The 16,214-nt window shown below is 28.3% G+C and carries 16 protein-coding genes; 14 read left to right on the top strand and 2 right to left on the bottom strand.

The window, feature by feature from the left end; genetic code table 11:
- Window positions 1-31: 31 nt before the first annotated feature.
- From mtaB to I0K12_RS14820, 9 genes are all read left to right on the top strand, one after another.
- Entirely contained in the window at window positions 32-1,396 is a 1,365-nt protein-coding gene (gene mtaB, locus I0K12_RS14855; RefSeq protein WP_196888923.1) for a tRNA (N(6)-L-threonylcarbamoyladenosine(37)-C(2))-methylthiotransferase MtaB, read from the top strand.
- 414 nt (window positions 1,397-1,810) lie between these two features.
- Window positions 1,811-1,936 (top strand): hypothetical protein, encoded by a 126-nt coding sequence (locus tag I0K12_RS22125; protein ID WP_255552904.1) that lies wholly within the window; start codon window positions 1,811-1,813, stop codon window positions 1,934-1,936.
- 12 nt (window positions 1,937-1,948) lie between these two features.
- Complete coding sequence (locus I0K12_RS14850) at window positions 1,949-2,296, top strand: hypothetical protein (protein ID WP_196888922.1); 348 nt, start codon at window positions 1,949-1,951, stop codon at window positions 2,294-2,296.
- Between the two features lie 378 nt (window positions 2,297-2,674).
- Complete coding sequence (locus I0K12_RS14845) at window positions 2,675-3,340, top strand: ABC transporter ATP-binding protein (protein WP_196888921.1); 666 nt, start codon at window positions 2,675-2,677, stop codon at window positions 3,338-3,340.
- 12 nt (window positions 3,341-3,352) lie between these two features.
- Window positions 3,353-4,102, top strand: coding sequence for a 5'-methylthioadenosine/adenosylhomocysteine nucleosidase (locus I0K12_RS14840; RefSeq protein WP_196888920.1), 750 nt, complete (start codon window positions 3,353-3,355; stop codon window positions 4,100-4,102).
- Between the two features lie 32 nt (window positions 4,103-4,134).
- Window positions 4,135-6,069, top strand: a complete 1,935-nt coding sequence (locus I0K12_RS14835; protein ID WP_196888919.1) for a vWA domain-containing protein — start codon at window positions 4,135-4,137, stop codon at window positions 6,067-6,069.
- Window positions 6,066-7,319 (top strand): dihydroorotase, encoded by a 1,254-nt coding sequence (locus I0K12_RS14830; RefSeq protein ID WP_196888918.1) that lies wholly within the window; start codon window positions 6,066-6,068, stop codon window positions 7,317-7,319. The genes I0K12_RS14835 and I0K12_RS14830 overlap by 4 nt, the downstream gene beginning before the upstream one ends.
- 161 nt (window positions 7,320-7,480) lie before the next feature.
- Window positions 7,481-7,876, top strand: a complete 396-nt coding sequence (locus tag I0K12_RS14825; protein WP_196888917.1) for a hypothetical protein — start codon at window positions 7,481-7,483, stop codon at window positions 7,874-7,876.
- A gap of 113 nt (window positions 7,877-7,989) precedes the next feature.
- Window positions 7,990-8,340: a DUF5713 family protein gene (locus I0K12_RS14820; protein WP_196888916.1), complete on the top strand. Its 351-nt coding sequence runs from the start codon at window positions 7,990-7,992 to the stop codon at window positions 8,338-8,340.
- 34 nt (window positions 8,341-8,374) lie between these two features.
- Here the strand turns inward: I0K12_RS14820 and I0K12_RS14815 are convergent, their stop codons facing one another.
- A complete protein-coding gene (locus I0K12_RS14815) occupies window positions 8,375-9,139 on the bottom strand; it encodes a hypothetical protein (RefSeq protein WP_196888915.1) in 765 nt (254 codons plus the stop codon).
- A 266-nt stretch (window positions 9,140-9,405) separates the two neighbouring features.
- On the opposite strand from I0K12_RS14815, the gene I0K12_RS14810 reads away from it, so the two are divergent.
- The 5 genes from I0K12_RS14810 to I0K12_RS14790 all read left to right on the top strand — a co-directional run bounded on the left by I0K12_RS14810 (window position 9,406) and on the right by I0K12_RS14790 (window position 14,789).
- Entirely contained in the window at window positions 9,406-10,944 is a 1,539-nt protein-coding gene (locus tag I0K12_RS14810) for a tetratricopeptide repeat protein (protein ID WP_196888914.1), read from the top strand.
- 71 nt (window positions 10,945-11,015) lie between these two features.
- Window positions 11,016-11,540: an isopentenyl-diphosphate Delta-isomerase gene (idi, locus tag I0K12_RS14805; protein WP_196888913.1), complete on the top strand. Its 525-nt coding sequence runs from the start codon at window positions 11,016-11,018 to the stop codon at window positions 11,538-11,540.
- Entirely contained in the window at window positions 11,540-12,136 is a 597-nt protein-coding gene (locus I0K12_RS14800) for a DUF1684 domain-containing protein (protein ID WP_196888912.1), read from the top strand. Before idi ends, I0K12_RS14800 begins: the two co-directional genes overlap by 1 nt.
- A 52-nt stretch (window positions 12,137-12,188) precedes the next feature.
- On the top strand, window positions 12,189-12,911 hold the full coding sequence (rluF, locus tag I0K12_RS14795; RefSeq protein ID WP_196888911.1) for a 23S rRNA pseudouridine(2604) synthase RluF: 723 nt from the start codon (window positions 12,189-12,191) through the stop codon (window positions 12,909-12,911).
- A gap of 402 nt (window positions 12,912-13,313) precedes the next feature.
- Window positions 13,314-14,789: a hypothetical protein gene (locus I0K12_RS14790; RefSeq protein WP_196888910.1), complete on the top strand. Its 1,476-nt coding sequence runs from the start codon at window positions 13,314-13,316 to the stop codon at window positions 14,787-14,789.
- A gap of 142 nt (window positions 14,790-14,931) precedes the next feature.
- Here I0K12_RS14790 and I0K12_RS14785 read toward each other — a convergent pair whose 3' ends face one another.
- The gene (locus I0K12_RS14785) at window positions 14,932-16,200 is read right to left on the bottom strand and encodes an aminotransferase class I/II-fold pyridoxal phosphate-dependent enzyme (RefSeq protein WP_196888909.1); all 1,269 of its coding nucleotides are present in this window, start codon (window positions 16,198-16,200) and stop codon (window positions 14,932-14,934) included.
- Between the last annotated feature and the right edge of the window lie 14 nt (window positions 16,201-16,214).

The raw sequence follows: 16,214 nt of genomic DNA, 5'->3' as shown, positions 1-16,214 counted from the left end.
TTGTAAATTTGCACGCTCTAAAAGTACCAAAATGAACGCACAAAAAAAAGTAGCATTTTACACATTAGGATGTAAATTGAATTTTTCGGAGACTTCAACAATCGCAAGAAGCTTTGAAAATGTTGGATATGAACGTGTAGATTTCGAAGAAACAGCAGATATTTATGTGATAAATACTTGCTCTGTGACAGACAATGCAGATAAGCGTTTTAAGACGATTGTAAAAAATGCATTGAAGAAAAACGAGAATGCATATTTGATTGCTGTTGGATGTTATGCGCAGTTGAAACCAGAAGAATTGGCGAATATTGATGGTGTGGATCTTGTTTTAGGTGCAACAGAAAAGTTTAAAGTTACAGATTATATCAACGATTTATCGAAAAATGATTTCAGCGGAGAAGTGCATGCTTGTGATATTGAAGATGCAGATTTCTATGTTGGTTCCTATTCATTTGGAGATAGAACTCGTGCTTTCTTGAAAGTGCAAGATGGTTGTGATTATAAATGTACGTATTGTACAATTCCATTGGCAAGAGGAATTTCTAGATCGGACGCTTTAGAAAATGTATTGAAAAATGCAGCAGAAATTTCTAAAAAAGACATCAAAGAGATTGTTCTTACGGGTGTAAATATTGGAGATTACGGAAAAGGGGAGTTCGGAAATAAAAAGCACGAGCATACTTTCTTAGAATTAGTTCAAGCTTTAGATAAAGTAGAAGGAATCGAAAGATTGAGAATTTCTTCTATCGAACCAAATTTATTGAAAAATGAAACGATTGAATTTGTTTCTAAGTCAAATAGTTTTGTACCGCATTTCCACGTTCCATTACAGTCTGGAAGTAATACAATTTTAAAGAAAATGAAGCGTCGTTATATGCGAGAGCTTTATGTAGATCGTGTTACGAAGATTAAAGAAGTGATGCCAGATGCTTGTATCGGAGTGGATGTAATTGTTGGTTTCCCTGGAGAAACAGATGAAATTTTCTTAGAAACTTATAATTTCTTAGCAGAATTAAACATTTCTTATTTACACGTATTTACATATTCTGAAAGACCAAATACGGAAGCTGTAGAAATGGATGGAGTTGTTCCTAAAAATGTTCGTCAGAAAAGAAGTAAAATGCTTCGTGGACTTTCTGTGAAAAAACGTAGAGCTTTTTATGAAAGCCAATTAGGGAACGAACTAACAGTACTTTTTGAAAGTGAAAACAAAGAAGGATACATTCACGGATTTACAGAGAATTATGTAAAAGTAAAAACACCTTGGAATCCAGAATTGGTAAATACACTTCACAAAGTAAAACTTACAGAGATTTATGAAGATGGAGCTGTAAAGTTTGACTGGGTAGATAACGTTACGGAAACAAATGAGTCTACTTTAGCAGATTCTTTATAAAAAGTTAATTTGTAAAATTATTTGTAGAGCTTGTTTAAAATTGTATCAGAATTAATTTTATAGTTTATTAAAATGCTATTTTGAAGTTTTTTTTGGAGTACATAGCATCGCTATGGATGAGAAAAAAAACAAAAAAGAGCTTTTAAGAAGCATATAAATTTTTTTGATATAAATTTATACAAGCTCTTATGATAGGAAAAAATAAATTCCTACATTCGCAACATCATGAATAACATAAATACGACATATAATACAATTTCTAAGAAAAATTATTCAAAACGAATGATGTATTTCTGCGTAAACACTTTTCATGAGCACTTTTTACAAAAAATAAGATAAACTTAAAATAACAAATATATAACCGAAGTGCTTTTCTCAGAAAAGCACTTTTTTTTTACTTAAAACTCAAATATTATGAAACATTTTAGCACAAAAACAATGAAGATGATGAAGCAATTTAATTTTATGAAACGATATTATTATTACATGATTTCAAACCAAATCGCTTTGTCCAGTCCACCAATTCCATTAATACCATAAACACGAAAGAAAATGAAAAATATAGATAAAACAGTAAAAAGTCAGTTCAGAATAACAAGAAAATACGTTAACAAAAAGAAAGAACTTCAGCCATATTACTTATTTCTTCAAATTGAAGAATTGGCGAAGAAAATGATCTTGCCTTACCAGGATGAAACTTCCACTTTAGCAAAAAATACTTCTTTAGAAATTCGTCATGCTGCATATCTCCAAGATACAATTCACTTAAAGGGAGAAGTCGAATTTCAAGAAGATTCTACAATTAACATTTCGATTATTGTTTATAAAGCGAATAATTATAATACGACTATTTTGAGTAAGGCTACTTTTTCTTATGATTATAAAGAGAATTTAGCTTAATTACTTTCAAAATAGTAAATATTAAGGCGGATTGTACAGGTTTTTTTCCTGTACAATTCTTAAAAAATTGACATTTATCATAAAAAATAAGTGAAAAAAAAGTTATTTTTTATTCAATTTTTCTCTTCCTAGTTTAAATTAATTTCACTAAATTCACGTTGCGAAAAAATAAAAGGTTAAAATTTTACACAATATTAATACCAGTTAAGTAGTTTATATTAAGTGAGATATGTTTAACGAGTTGTTATTTTTTTGAATCATTGGTTTTATTTTTAAAAATCAATGCTTAAGTTTAAATTAACAAAACATAAGAAAATAAATTAATCCCAGCTTTTTATTTCGAAATATGTTTTTTGAGATAAAAAGTAAATTAAGAGTATGATAAAAGCAAAGAATATTTTTAAGTATTACGGAGATCTGGAAGTGCTTAAAGGAATAGATTTACATATTAAAGAAAAAGAGGTAGTTGCTATTGTCGGGCCATCGGGTTCTGGTAAAACTACACTATTGCAAATCTTAGGAACTCTTGATAAACCAGCGAAGAAAAAACACGAAGAATTAATAATAAACAATCAAAATGTCTTAGAACAACAAGATAAATCCATCTCAAAATTTAGAAATACACACATAGGTTTTATTTTTCAATTTCATCAGTTATTACCTGAGTTTACAGCATTAGAAAATGTTTGTATTCCAGCGTATATTCAGAAGAGAACGAAGAAAGATGCCGAAGAAAATGGAAGAAAATTACTGAAATTTTTAGGTCTTGAACATCGAATGGATCACAAACCAAATGCACTTTCAGGAGGAGAACAACAAAGAGTTGCCGTTGCTCGAGCTCTGATTAATAGTCCATCTGTAGTTTTTGCGGATGAACCAAGTGGAAATTTGGATAGTGCTTCTGCCAAGAATCTTCATGAACTATTTTTTCAATTAAGAGACGAGTTTGGTCACACTTTTGTGATTGTTACTCATAATGAGGAACTTGCCGATATGGCCGATAGAGTTTTAGTAATGAAGGACGGAAAATTAACTTCTAAATAATATCTATACAAAATGAAAATTGGAATCATTAGCGCAATGCAAGAGGAAATACAAGCATTGCTTAATCATCTTGAAAATCCTCGAAGTGAGGAAAAAGGAATGCGAACTTATTATTCTGGAATGCTTTTCGGAAATGATGTTGTACTTGTTTTTTCTCGTTGGGGTAAAGTTGCTTCGGCCGTTACAACTACACAGTTAATCAATGATTATCATGTAGATGAAATCATTTTTACAGGAGTGGCTGGTGCAATTTCTTCTAAATTAAATATAGGAGATATCGTTGTAGGAAGAAATTTGATGCAACACGATATGAACGCTTATCCTTTATATCCGAAATATGAAATTCCGTTATTAGGAAAAGGTTCATTTCAAACAAAAGACACAGAAAGACTTCTTCATGCTTCAAAAGAGTTTATAGCAGATTTTAATCAATATATTTCAGCAAATGAAGCGGAAGAGTTCCATATTTCTAAACCAAAAGTTGTGGTTGGAGATATCGTGAGTGGAGATCGATTTGTGTCGGATTTAAACAAAATTAAAAAATTAAGAGTTGAATTTCCAGGAGCAAAATGCGTGGAAATGGAAGGAGCAGCAGTAGCACAGGTTTGCTACGAGTACGACATTCCATTCTCAATTATTAGAGTGATTTCTGATGAAGCAAATCATTCTGCAACTATAGATTTTCCAAAATTTTGTCAATCTGTAGCGCAAAAATATATTAAAGGAATTTTTGAAAATTATTTTAGCTTAATTTTGTTATAGTTTTTATTATCTTTGACAAATCTTAAAAAACAATGCAGTTTAAGCATCCAGAAATTCTATACGCACTATTTTTATTAATAATACCTGTAATTGTACATTTATTTCAATTACAAAGATTTGTAAAAGTTCCTTTTACGAATGTTCAACTTTTAAAACAATTAGAGTTTCAAACTCGAAAGAGTTCAAAGCTTAAAAAATGGTTGGTTTTATGTACCAGAATGTTATTGTTCACTGCAATCATTTTGGCATTTGCCCAACCATTTTTTTCGCATAAGGAGCAAACAAAAGAGTCTCAAAATATTGTTTATCTAGACAATTCCTTAAGTATGAAAGCTAAAGGAACGAATGGTGAATTATTAAAATCTGGAATTAAAACACTTTCTGAACAGAATTTATTTGATGGAAATTATACGCTAATTACCAATAATGATGTTTATGAAAACCCAAAAGATGCGCTACTTGAAATTGATTATTCTTCAGACAAAGGAAATCTAGAAACCGTTTTATTAAAAGTGAATTCTATCTTCAAAAAGAAACCAAACACACAGAAAAATTTAATTCTTATTTCCGATTTTCAGAAAAATATGAATGCTGAAAATGCAGAAGTGGATTCTACTTTTTATACAAGTTTTGTGCAATTGAAACCTGTGCAAAATGTAAATATTTCTATTGATAGTGTTTATTTAGCAGAAAAATCAGCTTTAAATTATCAGATAAACGTAAAAGTAAAAAGTTCTGAGTTAGTTTCTAATCCGGTTTCTGTTGCACTTTATAATAAAGAAAAATTGTTAGGAAAAAATGCTACAGATTTTTCGGAGAAAAAAGAACAAATTATTGAGTTTACAATTCCAAAAGAAGAAGAAATAGAAGGAATTGTGAAAATTCAGTACGAAGATGTTCCTTTTGATAATACATATTATTTCAGTATTCAGTCTCCAGAAAAAATCAATCTGCTTTCTATTGGAAAACAAGAAAAATACTTAAACGATTTATTTGCTTCTTCAGAATTTCAGTTTGAAAATAAAGAAAAAAACTTTTTTGATTTAGGAACAATTTTAAATCAAAATATGATTGTTTTAAATGAATTAGACACAATTCAAAATTCATTAATCAATGCTTTAAAAGACTTTAAAAAACAAGGAGGGACTTTAGTTGTGATTCCTTCAAGTGAAAGTTTTACAACAAATAAAAAAATAGTAGAAAATTTAGATTTAGGAACTTTAGAAAATGAAAAAGAACAAGAATTAAAACTTACAAAAATTCACTTTGAACATCCAATTTTTAAGGGAGTTTTTGAAGGAAGAATTTCAAATTTTGAATATCCTTTTTCTAAAAAACAATATAATATAAATGGTGTTGGATTATCAAAAATTCTTTCGAATGAAGATAATTCTGCTTTCGTTTTAGAAAAGAAACAAAACCAAGGAAATACTTTTTGGTTTACTTCGCCAATTTCCAAGGAAAATTCCAATTTTACACAATCAGCGATTATTGTTCCATTGTTTTACAATATTGCAATGCAAAGCTTAAAAGTTCCGTCTTTGGCTTATACGATTAGAGAAAATAATGAAGTAGATATTAAAACTAAAATTGGAAAAAATGAGTTGTTGAAAATTAAAAATGATAACTCAGAATTTATTCCACAACAACAAACTTTTGCTTCAAAAGTAAAAATTCAGTTTAGCGAAAATCCTAATAATGCTGGTTTTTATCCAGTTTTAAAAGGAGAAGAAAAGCTGAATACACTTGCATTTAACTACGATAATGCAGAAAGTGATTTGACTTATGACGACATTAACACAACTATAAATAACAAAAAAAATGCAGTTTTCTATGATTCTATAGAGAATGCAGTGATTAGCCTAAAATCGGATGCGCAAGAAAATTGGATTTTCAAATGGCTTTTGGTTGCTGCTTTTATCTTTATTCTTTTAGAAATACTGATTTTAAAATATTTTAAAACATGAAAGTTTTAATCAAATCTGCAACAATTATTGATGCTACAAGTCCTTTTTATCAGCAAACAAAAGATATTTTAGTGATTGATGGAAAGATTTCAAAAATCGATTCTACTATTGAAAACACAGGAGATTTTGAAGAAGTAAATTATGAGAATTTACTAGTTTCAACAGGTTGGTTTGACACAAGTGTAAGTCTTGGAGAACCAGGTTTTGAAGAAAGAGAAACGATAGCAAATGGATTGGAAGTTGCAGCGAAAAGTGGATTTACTTCGATTGCTTTGAATGCAAACACAAATCCTGTAACAGATAATAAAGCGCAAGTTCATTATTTGAAAAATAAAGCTTTAGGATTTGCTACAAAATTATTTCCGATTGGAAGTATGACAAAACATAGCGAAGGAAAAGAAATTGCAGAAATGTTTGATATGCAACAAGCAGGAGCAATTGCTTTTTACGATTATGCGAAGTCAATTACAAATGAGCTATTAATGAAAATTGCATTGCTTTACACACAAAATTTTGATGGATTAGTTTTAAGTTTTCCAAAAAATAAAGCAATTGCAGCAGAAGGATTTGCAAACGAGGGAATCAACAGTACAAAATTGGGAATGAAGGGAATTCCTGCTTTGGCTGAGGAATTACAAGTTGCAAGAGATTTATTTTTATTAGAATATACTGGAGGGAAATTACACATTCCGACGATTTCTACGAAAAAATCAGTTGCTTTGATTCGTGAAGCAAAACAAAAAGGATTGGATGTAACTTGTAGTGTGACACCACATCATTTATTGCTTACAGATGCTAAATTATTCGATTTTGATGCGAATTCAAAAGTGAATCCACCATTGAGAACGAATGAAGATACAGCAGCTTTATTGGAAGGAGTAAAAGATGGAACAATTGATATTATTACTTCAGATCATAATCCTTTGGATGTTGAAAATAAAGTATTAGAATTCAGCAATGCAATGGACGGAACTATTGGAATGGAATCTTTATTTGGAGCTTTAAATAAAGTTTTAGATACAGAAACTATTGTGAAATGTATTTCTGAAAACCCAAGAAAACGTTTTGGATTAGAAACTGCTACAATTCAAGAAGGAGCAAATGCTGAATTGACACTTTTCTCTTCTGAAGAAACGTATACTTTTGAAGAAAAACATATTTCTTCGATGTCTAAAAATGCCATTTTCTTAGGAGAAGAATTAAAAGGTAAAGTTTTTGGTATTATTTCAGATGTTGTTAGTTTGAATTAATTTTGAAATTATTATAATATTTTTAAAAGGAAGCTGATTGGCTTCCTTTTTTTAATTTATTTCCAAAATAACATTAACTAAATCAATATCATTATGAATCCTTTGAATTTTATCTTTAAATTCTTCAGAATCATTCTTCAATAAAATTAAATATTTATTTAATGAAAATGAAATTTGAATTTCCTGAAAAATATGATTATGTGGAAATAATGGAAGATTATTTTGTAGAATACGAAAGTGAAAATTATGCGATTGGTTTAGAAAAAGTTCCGTATGATGATCAAGATGTTGATTTTAAGAAGTCTATAGTTAGTGCTACAAAACAAATTGCAAAAGATATGACATTTACTAAAATTGAAAATGGCGCTTTTTTGACAAATTTTGAAAAAGCTTATTATATAATAACATATGAAGAAGATGATGATAGATCTATTGTTTTTATTGCTTTAATTGTAGATGAAAAAAATAAGATGACCTATGAAATCGATTTATACTGTTATGATGGAAATAAGCAAAATGGTATAAATATTTTAAATAGCTTACGTTTTACTCACTAAAAAAATCAAATATTAAGTAAATGTAAATTAGTAGCCTGTAGAGTCTATTTATTAGGAAAATTATTGTTAAAACATTATATTCGTTAACTAATAATTGCTAAAGATGTTAGAATATGACAATAATAACCCTACAAAAAGAAAAAATATTAGAATATGAATTTCTAAGAAAAATGTATAAAGATTCCTACTTCCCAATTCCACTAGTTGATAAGCTTAGAAATTTAATGTTAGATTTTTGTGTGGAGGTAGAAGAAATGGAAAACAAAAGTTTAGAACAATACTACAAGCTAGGAGAGGAGTTGACGGAAGAAATAAATATGCTTCAAGAAGAATTTTTTAGAAATGATTGTGAAATTGAAAGCGTAGCTAAAAAAGCGATTTTTGAAGATTTTGAATATATTTCTAGGATTTATGATTACAGAGAAGTAGATATTGAAATATTATTTGCAAACAGAGAATGGTAAAAATAGAAAAGCTGAATTTTAAATTCAGCTTTTTTTATGGATTTTTGGCAACATGTATTTTTGAAATTAAATCTCCATTAATGAATACTAGTTGTACAGGATTTTTTGTCTTTTGACAACAGCTCGGAATTACTAAAATGTCTGCTTTATTTCCGATTTTTAGGGTTCCACGTTTTTTCATAAAAGGTGTGTTGTTTTTGGTTAGTTCAGCAATGTTTTTACTACATCTCATAGAGATGTCATGCCAAGATAATTTCTTTTGATTATTCAATTTCTTTACATTTTTTAAGAAATTATTATTTTCCATTTCAGTGGTATAAATAATATCTGAATTTTTACAAAACTTATGATTATTAATTCTTTTAGATAAATCAGCATAATTTGCATCTTTAATCAATGATGGATTTATAAAACCAAAATTTAAATCAGGTTGTTGTTGGTAATGAGATATTTTTTTTGGTTCAGGTTCTAAGTAAAGTACAGATGTTATTCCGTTTTCAATATAAGTTTCATGCATAGAAGGATCATATTTATCTTCTTCAATATGAATAAAACCAGGAATTATAGTATGATTCTTGGCATTAATTATTTGTCTACCGTAAAGTTTATATTTTGAAATAGCCGCAATAGTATCATCATTAATTCCAATATTTACTTTTTGAAGCGCTTTTGAACCATCCAGTAAAATATCACCATCTCTTAACACCAAATCATAGACAGGAGCTTTTGCACTTATTTTACTTAAATAAATAGCTACTCCAGCAATAACAATCAAAATAAGAAGTATTAATCGTTTCATGGTTAGTCCGTTTTATCTTAAAGTTACGGAGATTTTGATAGATTATTAATTTTTATATTTAGTTTTAATAAATATTTAGAATAAAGAGGTAAATTAAATTTTGATCATTTTAGACTTAAAATTACTTTGTTTAAAGTAAGATTGAATAGTTATAATTAAATGATTTTGAAAAAATATTCTAAAAAAAATAAATTTTTATAAAATTGGTAAGGTTTTAGCTGAATTATTTTTTAAAATTTTTCAATATGAAAATAAAAATTATATAAATGATGAGAAAAATTACTTTATTATTAATTATTATAACAACATTATCTGGCTATTCTCAGACTTATAAATTGAAAAGAGAATTGACAGAAAAAGATAAAAAAGAATTTCTAGGGTTTTCAAAAGAAGTATTTAAAATTAATTTTAATATGAGTTATGATTTTTCCTCAATAGATTTAAAAAATACTCTAGATGAAATAGAAAGTCCTACAAAATATGATTCAGAATATCTTAAAGATGTTATTGATTCTCTAAAAGTAGATCCTTTAAATTCAATACATTTATACAATTTAGCATATTACTATACACAAAATAATCAAAATTTACTTGCTGAAAATAATTATAAAGAAGCCTTGAAAAATATGGATATAAAAATTTTTGATGGTGACTCAGCAACTTTTTATGGTTATAGAGCAATTATTAAATACAATTTGAATCAACCAAATTTTGGAGAAGATTTTGAAAAAGCTTTAAAAATTAATCCAACTGAAGAGATATCAGCTAGTTTTTATCCATTTTATTTGATGAATCAAAACAAGCTTGATGAAGCTTTTTTACATATAACAAGATATTTAGATACAAATCCAAAATATAAAGAAACCTATACTATTATGCATAACTATTTATATTTATTTAAAGAGTTTGAAATAGGAAAAGGTAATGAAACTTCAGAAAAAGAAATTCTCTTAAAAAAAGATATTCTAAGTTATTTAGAAAACAATAAATATATAAATCAAATAAAAGATGAAGACTTAAAAACTAAAATTATAAAATTATCTAGCGTTTATTATTTTATGTTTAAATTATATCTTTTAGAAAATAATTTCGACGAAATCAAAGATGTGAAAGATCTTAAAATTAATTTTTCAAAAAAAGATCTAAAAGAAATAGATGACATAATAAAATGGACAAAAAAAAATATGAATGCTAAAAAGTTGAATTTATTTATTGGTCATAAAACTTTAGGAATTCTCTATTTATTAAAAGGTGATACTGAAAAGACAATTTTAAATTTAGAAAAAGCTTTTGCTGTTTTCCCTAAAGAGAAAAAGAATGTAAATTATAATAGAAAAAGTGTTTATGAATTTTTAAGGTCCATGTATTATTTTTCAAATAATGAAAAATATGAACAATTAATTCTAGATAATATTGCTTCAAAAGCTGTCGATATTCCTGATGATAATTTAATACTAAGTAAGTATTATATGGAACATAATGACTTTGAAAAAGCTGAAAAATATTTGAATTTAGCTGAAAACGAAATGGTTCAGGTTTCAGATATTTATCAATTAAAAGCACATTTGAATTTCATGAAAGGAACAGGTTTAATGACTAGGTACTATTTGAGTTCAGGGTTTAATTATGTGAAAAATGAAACGGATCAATTTAAGATGTTATTTCAAAATTCGATTTACGAGCTTTTTAAAGGAAACGTTGAAGAATCCTATTATAAATTAATTGAAATAAAAGAAAAATTAATGAATGGAGATTGCAAAGATTGCGATGAAATTATAGATTATTATATTGAAATTGTGGACTAATTACATAATAGAATATTGCTTTTTGTTTAAGATAAATGTATACCTTTGTTTTTCTAAATTTATGAAACAGAATGAAAGAGGAATACGTAATATTGGTTAACGAAAACGACGAACAAGTTGGTTTAATGGAAAAAATAGAAGCACACGAAAAAGCTTTACTTCATAGAGCATTTTCTGTTTTTGTTTTTAACGATCAAGGAGAATTAATGTTGCAACAAAGAGCAGCATCAAAATACCATTCTCCGTTACTTTGGACAAATACTTGTTGTAGCCATCAAAGAGATGGGGAATCTAATTTAGAAGCTGGAAAACGTCGTTTACAAGAAGAAATGGGATTTGTTACAGATCTAAAAGAAGTTTGTTCTTTTGTATATAAAGCGCCTTTCGCAAACGGATTGACAGAGCATGAATTTGATCATGTAATGGTTGGGAATTATAATGACGAACCAAATGTAAATCCTGAAGAAGTAGAAGCTTTTAAATGGATGCCATTAGAAGATGTGAAAAAAGATATCGAAGAAAAGCCAGAAATTTATACAGAATGGTTTAAAATCATTTTCGAAAAGTTCTATTCGTTTCTAGAAGAAAATAAATAATGAAAAACTATCTATTTTTAATCTCATTTGTTCTTTTTACTTCTTTTGGTTTTGCACAATCAAACAAAGAAGAAATTGAAAAATTTCAGAAAGAATTAAATGAAGAATATAAAAATCCAAACGAATCTCCTCTAAAGAAAAGTGATCTGAAGAAGTTCAAATCGTTAGATTTTTTTCCAATAAATGATAAATATAGAGTAGAAGCAAAGTTTATAGTGGAAACAAATCCATTGACGTTTCAGATGCCAACTACCACGGATAGACTTCCAGAATATCAAAAATATGCAGAAGTAGTTTTTGATATTGACGGAAAAGAATATCGTCTTGAGGTTTATCAAAATCAGAAATTAAAAGAGAAAAAAGAATATGTAGATTATCTTTTTATTCCTTTTACAGATCTGACAAATGGAGAGGAATCTTATGATGGAGGAAGATATTTAGATTTAAGAATTCCCGAAGGAGACACGATTATTTTGGATTTCAATAAAGCGTATAACCCATATTGCGCTTATAATTCACTTTATTCATGCCCAATTCCGCCAGATCAAAACAATCTGAATATGCGAATGGAAGCAGGAGTGAAAAAGTGGAAATAAAGCATTTTTATAAAAACAGAACTAAAATATTAGTTCATTTTCTTGAATTAACATGAAGGAAATAAGAATAAATAAATATCTGAGTGAAGTAGGATATTGTTCGAGAAGAGCAGCAGATAAACTTTTAGAAGCTGGAAGAATCAAAATCAACGGAAAAGTTCCAGAATTGGGAACAAAAGTGAAAGAAGGAGATGAGGTTCATGTAGACGGAAAGTTGATTTCAGAACCAAATGATAAACCAGTTTATATTGCTTTCAACAAACCAATCGGAATTGTTTGTACAACAGATTCGAGAGTAGAGAAAGACAATATTATTGATTATATCGGATACGAAAAAAGAATTTTCCCAATCGGAAGATTAGATAAACCAAGTGAAGGTCTGATTTTTCTGACAAATGATGGAGATATTGTAAACAAAATTCTTCGTGCAAGAAACAATCACGAAAAAGAATATATTGTTACAGTGGACAAGCCAATCACAGAAGAATTCGTGAAAAAAATGAGTAGCGGAGTTCCAATTCTTGATACAGTTACAAGAGAGTGTGAAGTGGAGCAACTGACGAAAAACAAATTCAAAATCATTCTTACACAAGGTCTAAATCGCCAAATTCGTAGAATGAGTGAATATCTTGGATACAAAGTAACGAAACTGAAAAGAGTTCGAATTATGAACGTTTCTCTTGATATTCCGGTAGGAAAATGGCGTTATATCACCGAAGAAGAATTAAAAGAAATCAATCGTTTGGTAAGTGAATCTTCAAAAACACACGATTAAGTTTAGAAAATAATTTGGAGCTTCCCCTTTTTTCCTTCGTTTCAAAAACTCAGGAATCGGGTTGGGCTTTTCGCTATATCTTTTTTGCCAAAGCAACTTGATGAAGAAGCAAAAAAGGATGCCGCTACAATCCCTAAGCCGAAAATTACTAAACAAAACATATATAGATATTATCACGTTTTATTATGTATTAATCTTTAAAGATTATCAATTTCCCCTCTTGAGAGGGGCTAGGGGTGTGTTTAAAACAAACCAAATTCACTTATATGATTTTCAAATGTGACAACATTTAAAAAAGCAGTATTCTGAATATTCAGAATACTGCTTTTTTATTTCAAATATTTTATAATTAAAAGTACATTTACTATTCAAAACCTTTATTTTTGTTGAAAAAATAAAAAAATGTTTAAAAAAAGTATTTTACCTTTTCTTTTTATCTTATTATTTACAAATGTATTTTCACAAAAAATGGAAATCGATGCAAAATCAGAATGTAATTATTCGAACTTAACTTTCGGACAATCATACAAGAATCGTTTTAGTATTATTACTTTCCAAAACCGTAAAATTTATCTACAAAATTTCAAAGATGATTATAGGTTTGTAAATCAAGTTTCATACACCATTTCTCAATCTAATATAAAATATTTAGTGAAAGTAAATATGGATAAAGATGGAGTGAATTTGTTTTTTACAGATAAAAAAGAAAGAAAAATAAGAGGAATTCACATTCCAAATGACAGACCAGGAGTTTACTTAGAATTTGTAGCACCTTTCGATTTTAAAAGAAAAGAAGAATTTATTGATATTGTAAATGTAGATCAGAAAACATATGTTTTGTCTGTAAATAAAAAATCGTCTATTCTAAATTTTTACGAGTTTTCTCAAGCAAAATTTACTAGAAAATACCAAGTAGATCTTACAGGGGAATTAACAGAAGCAACAGAAGATGGCTTATTTTCGAGTTTAATTAAAAATAATAGAAAATTTGACGAGATTGATACGGAAAGTGAAAACCCCTTAATGCCTACTTTTAATAAAAATAAATACTATGTCAAAGATTCTAAATTAATAATGACTATAGATCAAAATGATCATAGAACTTATGTTTTAAATGTAGATTTAGATGCTTTTAAGCACACTTTTAAAGAGTATAAAAAAGGAAATTTAGATAATGTAGAGTTCAAGAAAAATTCAAATTCTTTTATAAAAGACCAATATTTATTTCAAATGATTTTGAATAAAGAACAATCAGTGGTTTCTGTTTATAATTTAGAAACAGATGAAAAGGTGAACGAATTTTCACAGTCAAATGATATTGGAGGTTCTTATTTTATTAAAAAAGTTTTTGACGTAGAAGATAATGATGTAAAAGCAGAGAATTTTTTCAAAAAATATGTCAATAAAGGATTTGGTTTTGAGGTAATCTCACATATGAATACTTATTCTCTTCAATTGAGTACTTATTATAAAACAAAGTTTAATAGAATACTTAATAATAAGATGCCGTTCTATGGTACTTCATTTTTTTTTGGAAATCAAACTATTTCAACAATAAATGGACCTATAACTTTTCATACCTATAATACTTTTTATTATGGTTCTCCTGATGGTTTTCAAGGAACTTTAATAACATCACACAGTAGTTTTTTTAGGCAAGAAATAGGTAAATCATTAAGGATTAATATTTCCTTAGATAGAACGACATTAAAACCTTGTCCGGTTATAAATTATATTTCTAAGCTAAGAAGTATTGCAGATTATTTTCTTGATGATGAATTGTATAAAGAACGACCTGTTTTATTAAAATTTAATGGGAGTTATATTATCGCTTATGTTAGTCAAGATGATAAATATATTATTTTAGAAAAAAGATAAATAATTGCTAGTAATCTTTTTTATCATAACAAATAAGTAAGACTTTTCGAGATATTGAAAATTAGATTTCTAAATTACTTCATAAAATAAAAAGCTCAAATCAACCGATTTGAGCTTTTTATTTAAAATATATTTTACTTTCTTATTGCATTAAAGTTTCTTGCTTTTTTCTTACAGCTTCAGAAAGTCTTTTGTAAGTTCCATTTTCTAATTTCTCACGGATAGCAGAGAAAGCAACAATAGTTTCTTCAACATCTTCTAAAGTGTGAGAAGCAGTAGGGATTAATCTTAATAAGATCATTCCTTTTGGAATAACTGGATAAACAACGATAGAACAGAAGATTCCGTAGTTCTCTCTTAAATCGTTTACCATTGCCATAGCTTCTGGAATATCTCCTTCTAAGAATACTGGAGTAACACAAGTATTTGTTTTACCAATGTTGAATCCATTCTTAGTTAATCCAGATTGTAAAGCATCTACGTTTTCCCAAAGTTTATTCTTTAACTCAGGCATTGTACGAAGCATATCTAATCTCTTAAGTGCTCCTTTTACCATTGCCATTGGTAAAGATTTTGCGAACATTTGTGAACGCATGTTGTATTTTAAATACTCAACAACTTCTTTATCACCAGCGAAGAAAGCTCCAATTCCAGCCATCGATTTTGCGAAAGTAGCAAAGTAAACATCGATATCATCTTGGATTCCTTGCTCTTCTCCAGCTCCAGCTCCAGTTTTACCTAAAGTTCCGAATCCATGAGCATCATCCACTAATAATCTAAAGTTGTATTTTTCTTTAAGAGCAACAATTTCTTTTAATTTACCTTGCTCTCCTCTCATTCCGAAAACTCCTTCAGAAATTACTAAAATACCACCACCTGTTTCATTAGCGATTTTTGTAGCTCTTTCTAAGTTTTTTTCTAAACTTGCAACATCATTGTGTTTATATGTAAAACGTTTACCCATGTGTAAACGAACTCCATCAATAATACAAGCATGTGAATCTACATCATATACAATAACGTCGTTTTTAGAAACTAAAGCATCAATTGCAGAAACCATTCCTTGGTATCCGAAGTTTACTAAATAAGAAGCTTCTTTGCTTACAAACTCTGCTAATTCATTTTCTAATTGCTCGTGATAGATTGTATGACCTGACATCATTCTAGCTCCCATTGGGTACGCCATTCCGTGCTCAATAGCAGCTTCTCCATCTGCTTTTTTTACCTCAGGATGATTTGCTAAACCTAAGTAATCGTTAATACTCCAAGTAATAACTTTCTTACCGTTGAAGTGCATTCTGTTTGAGATATGCCCTTCTAGTTTAGGGAAAATATAGTATCCTTCAGCTTGTTTAGCCCAATTCCCTAAAGGTCCTCTATCATTAAGTATTCTGTCAAATAAATCTTTCATACTTTATATTTATG

This window comes from Aureivirga sp. CE67 (assembly GCF_015767245.1).
Taxonomy (GTDB): Bacteria; Bacteroidota; Bacteroidia; order Flavobacteriales; family Flavobacteriaceae; genus Aureivirga.
The sequence above is the reverse complement of the archived record's forward strand: the minus strand, read 5'-3'. Positions and strand labels throughout refer to the sequence as shown.